This window comes from Streptomyces sp. NPDC007346 (assembly GCF_040703535.1).
Taxonomy (GTDB): Bacteria; Actinomycetota; Actinomycetes; order Streptomycetales; family Streptomycetaceae; genus Streptomyces.
On sequence record NZ_JBEYKR010000020.1, the window covers coordinates 31,535 to 43,535 of the forward strand.

10 protein-coding genes are annotated in these 12,001 nt (G+C 72.0%); all 10 read right to left on the minus strand.

Translation table 11 applies throughout. The annotated features are described in order from the left end of the window. Positions 1–102 precede the first annotated feature (102 nt). On the minus strand, positions 103–1,494 hold the full coding sequence (locus tag AB0917_RS08905) for an MraY family glycosyltransferase (RefSeq protein WP_366818807.1): 1,392 nt from the start codon (positions 1,492–1,494) through the stop codon (positions 103–105). Positions 1,495–1,650: 156 nt separating this feature from the next. Then, positions 1,651–2,931, minus strand: coding sequence for a serine hydroxymethyltransferase (glyA, locus tag AB0917_RS08910; protein ID WP_366818808.1), 1,281 nt, complete (start codon positions 2,929–2,931; stop codon positions 1,651–1,653). Between the two features lie 149 nt (positions 2,932–3,080). After that, positions 3,081–3,722, minus strand: a complete 642-nt coding sequence (locus tag AB0917_RS08915) for a protein-tyrosine-phosphatase (RefSeq protein ID WP_084749341.1) — start codon at positions 3,720–3,722, stop codon at positions 3,081–3,083. Continuing rightward, positions 3,719–4,366, minus strand: coding sequence for an L-threonylcarbamoyladenylate synthase (locus AB0917_RS08920; RefSeq protein ID WP_366818809.1), 648 nt, complete (start codon positions 4,364–4,366; stop codon positions 3,719–3,721). Before AB0917_RS08920 ends, AB0917_RS08915 begins: the two co-directional genes overlap by 4 nt. 52 nt (positions 4,367–4,418) lie before the next feature. Next, positions 4,419–5,264: a peptide chain release factor N(5)-glutamine methyltransferase gene (gene prmC / locus AB0917_RS08925; RefSeq protein ID WP_366818810.1), complete on the minus strand. Its 846-nt coding sequence runs from the start codon at positions 5,262–5,264 to the stop codon at positions 4,419–4,421. A gap of 45 nt (positions 5,265–5,309) precedes the next feature. Continuing rightward, entirely contained in the window at positions 5,310–6,386 is a 1,077-nt protein-coding gene (gene prfA, locus AB0917_RS08930; protein WP_366818811.1) for a peptide chain release factor 1, read from the minus strand. 151 nt (positions 6,387–6,537) lie between these two features. Beyond that, positions 6,538–6,762 (minus strand): 50S ribosomal protein L31, encoded by a 225-nt coding sequence (gene rpmE / locus AB0917_RS08935; protein WP_366818812.1) that lies wholly within the window; start codon positions 6,760–6,762, stop codon positions 6,538–6,540. Positions 6,763–6,909: 147 nt separating this feature from the next. Beyond that, complete coding sequence (locus tag AB0917_RS08940) at positions 6,910–8,013, minus strand: LCP family protein (RefSeq protein ID WP_366818813.1); 1,104 nt, start codon at positions 8,011–8,013, stop codon at positions 6,910–6,912. A gap of 362 nt (positions 8,014–8,375) precedes the next feature. After that, a complete protein-coding gene (rho, locus tag AB0917_RS08945) occupies positions 8,376–10,412 on the minus strand; it encodes a transcription termination factor Rho (RefSeq protein WP_366818815.1) in 2,037 nt (678 codons plus the stop codon). A 390-nt stretch (positions 10,413–10,802) separates the two neighbouring features. After that, on the minus strand, positions 10,803–11,720 hold the full coding sequence (gene thrB / locus AB0917_RS08950) for a homoserine kinase (RefSeq protein ID WP_366818816.1): 918 nt from the start codon (positions 11,718–11,720) through the stop codon (positions 10,803–10,805). Positions 11,721–12,001: the final 281 nt, after the last annotated feature.

Here is a 12,001-nt window from a genome sequence, read left to right on the forward strand (position 1 = left end):
TACCTGGAAAGTGTGCCAACTGTCACACATGAGGCCTACTCCGCGCGTGTGTGCACGACAAGTCGGCGCAATGTCTGGTAATGCGCTGCGGGATCCGAATCGTCAGCGCGACGAGTCGATGGAACGGCGATCGGAGAAACGCGAACGAGCGCCGATCGCGGTAGCGCCGTTGACGCCGGACACCCCGACCGCCACAGGGGCCCTCTCGGAGCCCTCCTCGCCCATCTGAGCGTCTTCCAGGCCCTGTTGGGCCCCGGAGGTCACGGGTGCCGGCTTCTCCTCGTACGAGGGGGAGGAGGCCTGCTCCGCCGCCCGGTGGCGGTAGCGCGGCGGCACGAAGCGGTTGGCCCAGTGCGGGGCGCGGGGGGTGAAGCGCGGCATCAGCAGCAGGATCAGGCCCACCGCGCTCGCCGCGATGATCACGAAGACGATCCACATCGAGGCCGAGTGCACCGAGTAGCCGACGGCGCCGAAGGCGATGAGCGCCGACCAGAAGTACATGATCAGCACGGCCCGGCTGTGCGAGTGGCCGATCTCCAGCAGCCGGTGGTGCAGGTGCCCGCGGTCGGCGGCGAACGGCGACTGGCCGTTCCAGGTGCGCCGGACGATGGCGAGGACGAGGTCGGCGGCCGGGATCGCGATGATCGTCAGCGGCAGCACCAGCGGGATGAAGACCGGGAGCATCGCGTGGGTGGCCCCGCGCTCGCTGCCCTGGAAGAAGATCTGCATGCTGTCCGGGTCGACCTGGCCCGTGATCGAGATCGCGCCCGCCGCCAGCACCAGGCCGATCAGCATCGAGCCCGAGTCGCCCATGAAGATCCGCGCCGGGTGCATGTTGTGCGGCAGGAAGCCCAGGCACATGCCCATCAGGATCGCCGCGAACAGCGTCGCGGGGGCCGCCGCCTCGATCCCGTACCCCATCCAGAGGCGGTAGGCGTACAGGAAGAACGCCGCCGAGGCGATGCACACCATGCCCGCCGCGAGCCCGTCCAGGCCGTCGACGAAGTTGACCGCGTTGATCGTGACGACGACCAGCGCCACCGTGAGCAGCGTGCCCTGCCACTGGGTGAGGGCGACCGTGCCCATGCCCGGGATCGGCAGCCACAGGATCGTCAGGCCCTGGATGACCATGACGGCGGCGGCGATCATCTGGGCGCCCAGCTTGATCAGGGCGTCGAGCTCGAACTTGTCGTCGAGGACGCCGATCAGCCAGATCAGGGCCGCGCCGGAGAGCAACGCCCTCGGTTCGTTGGAGAGTTCGAAGACGCTCTTCAGGTTGTGGAGGTGGTCGGCGACGATGAGTCCCGCACACAGTCCGCCGAACATCGCGATCCCACCGAGCCGGGGTGTCGGCTCCCGGTGGACGTCGCGCGCACGGATCGCGGGCATCGCCCCGACCGCGATGGCGAACTTACGCACCGGTCCGGTCAGCAGATAGGTCACCGCAGCCGTGACACAGAGCGTCAGCAGGTAATCACGCACGGGCTGCCCCACAGAATTCGCCGGCCATCCAAAACCCACACCCTAGTCTCTGGAACAAGGACTCCACGGTACGGGTGATGGTTGCACAGGGTTCGTCTGCCCCGGATACGGCGGAGCTCACCACCACGGACAGGGCCGGGCCGACTACCGCGGGTGGCGCGGGGCCCGCTACCGGGGGTACGGCGGATGGCTCGCGGCCAGCTCCCCGACCTCCGCCGCGATCGGGCTCACCTCGCCCGGCTCGCGCACCGCCGCCCCGAACAGGGCCGCGATCTTGGCCATGTCCGCCTCGTCCATGCCCTGGGTGGTGACGGCGGCGGTCCCCAGCCGGAGGCCGCGGGCCTCCCCGTACGGCAGCGCGCAGGTGTCCAGGACCATGCCGGCGGCGGCCAGCCGCGTCCGGGCGGTGCGGCCGTCGACGCCGAGCGGGGCCGGGTCCGCGACGACGATGTGGGTGTCGGTGCCGCCCGTGGTCACCTCGAACCCCTCGGCCTCCAGACCGGCGGCGAGCACCCGGGCGTGGGCGACGACCTGATGGGCGTAGAGCGTGTACGCCGGGGTCTCCGCCTCCCCGAACGCGACCGCCTTCGCCGCCACCGTGTGCATCTGCGCGCCGCCCTGGGTGAACGGGAAGACCGCCCGGTCGATCCGTCCGGCCAGCTCCGCGCCGCACAGGATCATGCCGCCGCGCGGTCCGCGCAGCACCTTGTGCGTGGTGGCGCAGACCACGTCGGCGTACGGGACGGGGCTCGGCGCCGCTCCCCCGGCGATCAGCCCCATCGGGTGGGCCGCGTCGACGATCAGGTACGCGCCCACCTCGTCGGCGATCTCCCGGAACGCCTCGTAGTCGGGGTGGCGGGGGTAGGAGATCGAACCGCAGACGATGGCCTTGGGGCGGCGGGCGCGGGCCAGGGCGCGGAGCCGGGTGTGGTCGATGAGCCCGGTCGCAGGGTCCACCCCGTACCCGACGAAGTCGAACCAGCGGCCGGAGAAGTTGCCGGGCGCCCCGTGGGTGAGGTGTCCCCCGTACGGGAGTCCCATCGCGAGCACCGTGTCCCCCGGCCGCAGCAGTGCGGCGTAGGCGGCCAGGACCGCGGAGGAGCCGGAGTGCGGCTGGACGTTGGCGTGTTCGGCGCCGAAGAGGGCGGTGGCCCGGCGCACCGCGATGCGTTCGGCGGCGTCCGCCTGGTCGCAGCCGCCGTGGTGGCGGGCGCCCGGGTACCCCTCGGCGTACTTGTTGGCGAGCGGGGAGCCGAGGGCGGCCAGGACCGCGGGCGAGGTGAAGTTCTCGGCGGCGATCAGCTGGAGGGTGGCGGCCTGCCGGTCCCTCTCCGCGAGCAGGACCCCGGCGATCTCCGGGTCCTGGCGGAGCAGCGCGCCGGAGTCCTGAGGCAGGTCGTCGGGCGCGGTCGGCGCGGGCAGGGGTGCGGCGGGAGAGGTGACCGGCATGGGAGGGCTCCGGGCCTGGAGGCGGGTGCGCCGGCGAGAAGTGCCGGTGTCAGCTCCAATGTAGGCCGGGGCGGGGCGGTGTGCCCGCTGTCGTGGCGCCCCGTACGCCGGTCGGCGCACCGGCGTACCGCCCGGCGCGCGTACGCCGGTCAGTGCGGGGCGCGTACGCCGGTGAGCGCCGTGACGACCGGGTCGAGCGCCTGGTTGATCTCGTCGCCGATGGAGCGGAAGAAGGTGATGGGCGCGCCGTAGGGGTCGTAGACCTCGTCCGCCTCGGCGGTCGGGGCCAGCAGCCAGCCGCGCAGCGCGGCGGCGGCGCGGACCAGGGCGCGGGCGCGCTCGACGACGCCCTCGTCGAGCGGGTCGGGCAGGGTGGCGGGGTCTATCGCCCGCACCAGCCGGGTGAACTCCTTGAGCGTGAAGGTCCGCAGACCCGCGGAGTGCCCCATGGAGATGACCTGGGCACGGTGGTCGCGGGTGGCGGTGAGGACCAGGTCGGCGCGGATCACGTGCTCGTCCAGCAGCTCCCTGCCGACGAAGCCGCTGGCGTCCGCGCCGAAGTCGGCGAGGACGACCTCGGCGTTGGCCTCCATGGGGGCGCCCTCATGGCCCCAGGTGCCCGCGCTCTCCACGATCAGGCCGCCGCTGAGCGGATCGCCCAGGCGGTCCACCAGGGCATGGCGGGTCAGCCGCTCGGTGATCGGTGAGCGGCAGACGTTGCCGGTGCTGACGTGGAGGATGCGGAAGGTGTCGGTCCGCCCCGCTATGCCACGCCCCTCGGGGGCGGTCAATTGGCCACCTCAAGGTCGGGTACCACCTTGCGCAGCTCCTCGACGGAGAGGGCGCCGGTCCGCAGGAGGACCGGGACGGGGCCGGTGACGTCGACGATCGAGGAGGGCACGATGCCGGGCGTCGGCCCGCCGTCGAGGTAGACGGAGACGGAGTCGCCGAGCATGCCCTGGGCGGCGTCGCAGTCCTCCGGCGCGGGGTGCCCGGTGAGGTTGGCGCTGGAGACGGCCATCGGGCCCACCTCGGTCAGCAGCTCGATGGCGACGGGGTGCAGGGGCATCCGGATGGCGACGGTGCCGCGGGTGTCGCCGAGGTCCCACTGGAGCGAGGGCTGGTGCTTGGCGACCAGGGTGAGGGCGCCGGGCCAGAAGGCGTCGACCAGCTCCCAGGCCTGCTCGGAGAAGTCGGTGACCAGGCCGTGCAGGGTGTTCGGGGAGCCGATGAGGACGGGGGTGGGCATGTTGCGGCCGCGCCCCTTGGCGTCCAGCAGGTCGGCGACGGCCTCGGAGCTGAAGGCGTCCGCACCGATCCCGTACACGGTGTCGGTGGGCAGCACGACCAGTTCGCCGCGGCGGATGGCGGACGCGGCCTCGCGCAGCCCGCTGGTCCGGTCGGTGGCGTCGTTGCAGTCGTATCGCCGGGCCATCAGCCGGCCTCCTCGAGCGTGTACGGATACGGGGGGTGGGGCGGGGGGCCGGTCACGGCATCGCCTTGCGGGCGGTGGCGAACCGGGGCCGCTTGTTCAGGTCGGGGTGGTCGGCCGCGTCGGCCCAGCCCCGCTCCTCGGTGAAGATCCACGGCACCTGGCCGCCCTGGGTGTCGGCGTGCTCGATGACGACGAGGCCGCCGGGGCGCAGCAGACGGTGGGCGGTGCGCTCGATGCCGCGGATGGTGTCGAGGCCGTCCTCGCCGGAGAAGAGGGCCATCTCCGGGTCGTGGTCGCGGGCCTCGGGGGCGACGTACTCCCATTCGGTGAGCGGGATGTACGGCGGGTTGGAGATGACCAGGTCGACCTGGCCGTCCAGCTCGGGAAGGGCGCTCAGGGCGTCTCCGCGGTGGACGGTGACCCTGGACCCCTCGGCGTTCCTGCGGGTCCATTTGAGGGCGTCCTCGGAGAGCTCCACGGCGTGTACGCGCGAGCGCGGGACCTCCTGCGCCATGGCGAGCGCGATGGCACCCGAGCCGGTGCACAGGTCGACGACGACGGGCTCGACGACGTCCATCGCGCGGACGGCGTCTATCGCCCAGCCGACGACCGACTCGGTCTCCGGCCGGGGCACGAAGACACCGGGTCCGACCTGGAGCTCCAGGTAGCGGAAGAAGGCGCGGCCGGTGATGTGCTGGAGCGGTTCGCGGGCCTCGCGGCGGGCGATGGTCTCCCAGTACCGGGCGTCGAAGTCGGTGTCGGCCACCTGGTGCAGCTCGCCCCGCTTCACGCCGTGGACGAAGGCCGCGAGTTCCTCGGCGTCGAATCGCGGCGAGGGGACACCGGCGTCGGCCAGCCGCTGGGTGGCCTGGGCCACCTCGGCGAGCAGCAGGTTCATCGCGGTTCTCCGTACGGGTTACGGGTGTGCGGGGCGGGCGGGCGCTTACGCGTTGGCGAGCTTGGCGGCGGAGTCTGCGTCGACGCACGCCTGGATGACGGCGTCCAGCTCTCCGTCGAGCACCTGGTCCAAGTTGTACGCCTTGAAGCCGACGCGGTGGTCCGAGATGCGGTTTTCCGGGAAGTTGTACGTCCGGATCTTCTCGGAGCGGTCGACCGTACGGACCTGGCTGCGGCGCACGTCGGAGGCCTCCTGCTCGGCGGCCTCCTGGGCGGCGGCCAGCAGCCGGGAGCGCAGGATGCGCATCGCCTGCTCCTTGTTCTGGAGCTGGCTCTTCTCGTTCTGGCAGGAGGCGACGACGCCGGTCGGCAGGTGCGTGATGCGGACGGCGGAGTCGGTCGTGTTGACGGACTGGCCACCGGGGCCGGAGGAGCGGTAGACGTCGATGCGCAGGTCGTTGGCGTGGATCTCGACGTCGACCTCCTCGGCCTCGGGGGTGACGAGCACGCCCGCGGCGGAGGTGTGGATGCGGCCCTGGGACTCGGTGGAGGGCACGCGCTGCACGCGGTGCACGCCGCCCTCGTACTTCATCCGGGCCCAGACGCCCTGGCCGGGCTCGGTGGCGCCGTTGCCGCCCTTGGTCTTGACGGCGACCTGGACGTCCTTGTAACCGCCCAGCTCGGACTCGGTGGAGTCGATGATCTCGGTCTTCCAGCCGACGCGCTCGGCGTAGCGCAGGTACATGCGCAGCAGGTCACCGGCGAACAGGGCGGACTCGTCACCGCCCGCGCCCGCCTTGATCTCCAGGAGCACGTCCTTGTCGTCGCTGGGGTCGCGCGGGACGAGGAGGAGGCGGAGCTTCTCGGTCAGCTCTTCGCGCTGCTTCTCCAGCTCCTTGGCCTCGGCGGCGAAGTCGGGGTCGTCCACGGCGTACTCGCGGGCGGTCTCGATGTCCTCGCCGGTCTGCTTCCAGGCCCGGTACGTGGAGACGATCGGGGTCAGCTCCGCGTAGCGCTTGTTCAGCTTCCGCGCGCCCGCCTGGTCGGCGTGGACCGACGGGTCGGCGAGCTTCTTCTCAAGACCGGCGTGTTCACCGATCAGTTCCTCGACCGCCTCGAACATTCGGGGGCTCCTGGTTGATGACGTCTACGGACCTGCTGGAGGGCGTGCTGCCCGATGGGGCGTCCGGGGGGCTCCCCCGGACGCCCGACCGGAAAAACGCCGGTTCCGACGCCCCCGGGAAGAGGGCGCCGAGAACCGGCGCAGTGGCTCGCTACTTGCTGGCGGAGCCGGCAGCCTTGCCGAAGCGGGCCTCGAAGCGGGCCACGCGGCCGCCGGTGTCGAGGATCTTCTGCTTGCCCGTGTAGAACGGGTGGCACTCGGAGCAGACGTCGGCACGGATGCTGCCGCTGTCGAGGGTGCTCCGGGTGGTGAACGACGCACCGCAGGTGCAGCTGACCTGCGTCTCGACGTACTGGGGGTGGATGTCGCGCTTCAAGGTGTCTCCTAGTTTCGGGAGGGCGCCGGGTCGTCCGCGCGGATTGCGCGGCCGTGAACCGGGGCCGACGTACCAGTCTGCCAGGACGGGCCGTATCTCCCAAAACCGGGGGCGGGCCGCAGGTATTCCCCGTGCCCCCGTGAGCGGCTACTCGACGAGCTTTCCTGCGTCGCCCTTGTCCCCGGCGGAGTTCTCGGTGGCGGAGGCGGGGATGGGCCGGTCCTGCCGCAGCGCCGCCCACACCTGCCGGCCGGCCTCCTCCTGCGGGAGGACCCGGTTCGGGTCGGCCGGGTCGTACTCCACCGGCAGCGTCACCATGTGCACGTTCTTCGCGCCCAGCCCCTTGAGGCCGTTGGCGAACCCGGTGAGCCGCTTGACCGAGCCGAGGCCGGAGTCGGTGGTGAGGGCCTCGGTGGCGGCGTCCGCGAGCCCGAACAGCTTCTGCGGGCTGGAGAACACCCCGACGCTCCTGGCCTGCTCCATCAGCGCCTTGACGAACGCCTGCTGGAGCTGGATGCGGCCGAGGTCGCTGCCGTCCCCGACGCTCTTGCGGGTACGGACGAGCCCGAGGGACTGCTCGCCGTCCAGGGTGTGGGTGCCCGGCTCCAGGTCGAGACGGCTCTTGGGGTCGTCGATCGCGGTCGTGGTCGTGATCTCGACGCCGCCCAGCTCGTCGATGATCCGCTCGAAGCCGGTGAAGTCGACCTCGATGTAGTGGTCCATGCGGATACCGGACATGGATTCGACGGTCTTCACCGCGCAGGCCGGTCCGCCGACCTCGTAGGCGGTGTTGAACATGGCCCGGTGGGCGGCGGCGACCGGTTCTCCCGTCGTGTCGCTCGTGCAGGCGGGGCGTTCGATCAGGGTGTCGCGCGGTATCGAGACGACGCTCGCCGACGTGTGGCCCTTGTCGACGTGCACGACCATCGCCGTGTCCGAGCGGGCGGCGCCCTCGTCGGCGCCGTACCTGCCGTTGTCGCCGGAGCGCGAGTCGGAGCCGAGCACCAGGATGTCCTGCGAGCCGTCGTCCACGTCGTCGGGGCGGTCGCTGCCGAGCTTGGCGTCGATGTCGACGCTGGAGAGGTTTCCGTCGAGCGTGACGTACGCGTATCCGAGCCCGGCCCCGCCGACGACCACCACGCCCGCCACCGTCCAGGCCGTGACGGCCTTCGCGCGGTGACGCCGTGAGGGCTTCCTCCGGCGGGTGCCGGTGCCGCGTATCCGCCCCGGGGTCCTCTTCTGCTCGCTCACGCGTCTCCCTCGTCACGGCGCTCCGCCGGCTCCCCGCCCCCGTTCCTGACGGTTCCGGGAGGGTTTGTCATCTCTTGATCAGACGGCGAAGCAGCAAGAAGGGTTGCACAGCGCCCTGTGTGGCCCCGGTGAGCGACGGCGGGCGCACCGGCCGCCGGGCGTCCTGCGGCACGGCGTCCACCTGCGGTTTCCCGCCCCGGACGGCCACCGGGGCGGGCGCTGTCCGGGGAGCCGGCGTGTGGCGAAGGTCTCGGGCGGGCGCGGGGACGTACGGGCGGGGGCGCGGAAGGGGGCACGGGCGCACGAAGGCCCCCGTCACCGGGGTGACGGGGGCCTTCCGTGGATCAACTGCCGTGGGCAGGTCAGTCGTTGCCGTTTCCGCTGCCCGGCGTCGTCTTCTGGATCTGGAGCAGGAACTCCGCGTTGGACTGGGTCTTCTTCATCCGGTCCAGGAGGAGTTCGATCGCCTGCTGCTGGTCGAGCGCGTGCAGCACCCGGCGCAGCTTCCAGACGACCGCCAGCTCGTCGGTGCCGAGCAGGATCTCTTCCTTACGGGTGGAGGACGCGTCGACGTCCACCGCCGGGAAGATGCGCTTGTCCGAGAGCTTCCGGTCGAGCTTGAGCTCCATGTTGCCGGTGCCCTTGAACTCCTCGAAGATCACCTCGTCCATGCGGGAGCCGGTCTCGACCAGCGCGGTGGCCAGGATGGTCAGCGAGCCGCCGTCCTCGATGTTGCGCGCCGCACCGAAGAAGCGCTTCGGGGGGTACAGCGCGGTCGAGTCGACACCACCGGAGAGGATGCGGCCGGAGGCGGGCGCCGCGAGGTTGTACGCGCGGCCCAGGCGGGTGATCGAGTCGAGCAGGACGACCACGTCGTGGCCCAGCTCCACGAGGCGCTTGGCGCGCTCGATGGCCAGTTCGGCGACGGTGGTGTGGTCCTCGGCCGGACGGTCGAAGGTCGAGGAGATGACCTCGCCCTTCACCGACCGCTGCATGTCGGTGACCTCTTCCGGACGCTCGTCGACCAGGACGACCATCAGGTGGCACTCGGGGCTGTTGACCGTGATCGCGTTGGCGATGGCCTGGAGGATCATCGTCTTGCCGGTCTTCGGCGGGGCCACGATGAGCCCGCGCTGGCCCTTGCCGATCGGGGCCACCAGGTCGATGATCCGCGTCGTCAGGATGTTGGAGTCGGTCTCCAGACGGAGCCGGTCCTGCGGGTAGAGCGGGGTCAGCTTCTGGAACTCGGGGCGGCCCCGGCCGGACTCGGGGGCCATGCCGTTGACCGAGTCGAGGCGGACCAGCGCGTTGAACTTCTCGCGCCGCTCGCCGTCCTTGGGCTGGCGCACCGCACCGGTGACGTGGTCGCCCTTGCGCAGGCCGTTCTTGCGGACCTGGGCGAGCGAGACGTACACGTCGTTCGGGCCCGGCAGGTAGCCGGAGGTCCGGATGAACGCGTAGTTGTCGAGGATGTCCAGGATGCCCGCGACGGGGATCAGGACGTCGTCGTCGGCCACCTGCACATCGCCGGCGAAGTCGTCGCGGCCACGGCGGCCACGGCGGTCCCGGTAGCGGCCACGGCGGCCGCGGCGGCCGCCCGCCTCGTCGTCGAAGTCGTCCTGCGGACCGTTGTCACGGTTCTGCTGGCCCTGGTTCTGCCCCTGGCCCTGGCGCTGCGGGCGCTGCCCGCCGCCGCCCTGCTGGCCACCCTGGTCGTCGCCCTTGCCCCGGCGGTCGCGCTGGCGCTCGCGGCGCTCCCCGCGCTCGCCCCGGTCGCGGTCGCCACGCCCCTGGCGGTCGTTGCGGCGGCCCTCGGCGGTGTCGGCGGCGGCCTCGGCCTTGGCGTCGCCCTTGGGCTCGCCGCGGTCCTCGGTCTTCTGCTCCGCCTGGGGCTCCGCCTTGGCCTCGGTCTTCGCCTCGGCCTTGGTCTCGGGGCTGCCCGCCTGCGCGGTGGCGCGGCGGCGACGGCGCTCGCCCGCGGGCTGCTCGTCGCTGGCCGGCTGACCGGGGATGTCGATCTGCTGCTGGGCCTCGGCCTTCTCGGCGGCCGCCGCCTCGTCCCCGGTGCGCGCCTTGGAGGTGGCACGCCGCTTGGGCTTGCTCTCCGGCTCGGCGGCGGGGGCTTCGGCGGCCTTGGCGGAGGCCTTGGGGGCGGCGGATCCGCCGCCCGCCTGCGCCTCCTTGATGACCTCGATCAGCTGGCTCTTGCGCATCCGCGCGGTACCCCTGATGCCGAGGCCGGACGCGACCTGCTGCAGCTCGGCCAGGACCATGCCCTCGAGGCCGGTGCCGGAGCGGCGGCGCCGTGCGGTGGTGCCAGTGGCAGCACCTTCGGCGGGCGCGGCGCTGTCGACGTTCTTGTCGGCAGTCACGCCCATCAGATCGGTGGTGTCGCTCACGAAGGGTCCTTCCCTGGAGCGGACGTCGGCCTTCTGGCTCGGCGACCGGTTGTGCTGTCCGACTGCGGTCTGTTGATCTTGCTGGATCGCGGACCTTGCCGGGGCGGTGGTCCGCCGGGTACGGCGGAGAGATGAACGTGCGGGGTCCGGCGCGAGATCCCCCTGCTCGGCCCACTCCTAGGACGAGCGAGGGGTGTCGTGCCGGTTCCGGAGCGTGCTCGAAACTGCTCAGGCAGGCTGCTCAGGCAGTTGGGGAGGCTCCCGGAAGAATGGCGGTCCCGGAGGGGGACACGAAGCAACGCGCCTCAAAGACGTCGGTTGCAGACTTGAGGTTAACACTACCGGCTCCAACAAACATTCCCCCTCTCGGCCACCGGTAATCACATGCGGTTACGCGGCCAGTGGCAGCACGGTGGCGCCTGCGGCGTCGAGCGCGAGCCGGTTCGCGGCCCAGCCCTCGCCCGCCAGCCGGGCGACCTTGTCGGCGGCACCCTCCTCCGCCAGCGCGAGCACCGTGGGGCCCGCGCCGGAGATGACCGCGGGCACGCCGTCGGCGCGCAGCCGGTGCACCAGCTCGACGCTCTCGGGCATCGCGGGGCCCCGGTACTCCTGGTGGAGGCGGTCCTCGGTGGCGGCGAGCAGCAGCTCGGGGCGCCTGGTCAGGGCCTCGACGAGCAGGGCCGCCCGGCCCGCGTTGAGGGCCGCGTCGACGTGCGGGACGGAGCGCGGGAGCAGGTCGCGCGCCGTCTCGGTGAGCACGGGCCGGCCGGGCACGAAGACCACCGGAACGACGGACGGCGCGGGGTCCATCCGGATCGCCCGAGCCGCTCCGCCGTCCATCCACGCGAGGGTGAATCCGCCGAGCAGACAGGCCGCGACGTTGTCGGGGTGCCCCTCGATCTCGGTGGCCAGCTCCAGCAGGGCCTCGTCGTCGAGACGGGCGTCGCCGCCGATCGTCACGGCGCGGGCGGCGACGATTCCGGCGCAGATGGCGGCGGAGGAGGAGCCGAGGCCGCGGCCGTGCGGGATCCGGTTGGCGCAGACGATCTCCAGGCCGCGGGGCTGGCCGCCGAGCAGGTCGAAGGCGGTGCGCAGGGAGCGTACGAGCAGGTGGCTCTCGTCGCGGGGCAGCGTCTCGCTGCCCTCACCCGCGATGTCGATGTGGAGCCCGGAGTCGGCGACCCGGACGACGACGTCGTCGTACAGCCCCAGCGAGAGGCCGAGGGCGTCGAACCCCGGGCCCAGGTTGGCGCTGGTTGCGGGGACGCGCACCCTGACGGCGGCGGCTCGGAACGCGGGACCGGCCATCGGTTGGACGACTCCTTGTAAGGCGGCGGGGATTGCGGTGCGGTGGCTCTGCGGCGGTGGGTGTGAATGCGGTGGGGGTCTACGGGAATGGGGCGGGGTCGGGGGGCGGAGCCGGTGGCCCGGCCCGTGCTCGCCGTCACGACGGCGCTCGCGCCGCGGCAGACCCAGGGGGCGGCTGTCGGGCGGATGGGGTACAGCTTATCGAAGGTAGGTTCTGTCGCGACATAGGGCGCACAGGAGGCGCACGATGCGTGTCGCCCGCCTCCTATGCGCCCTCCGCC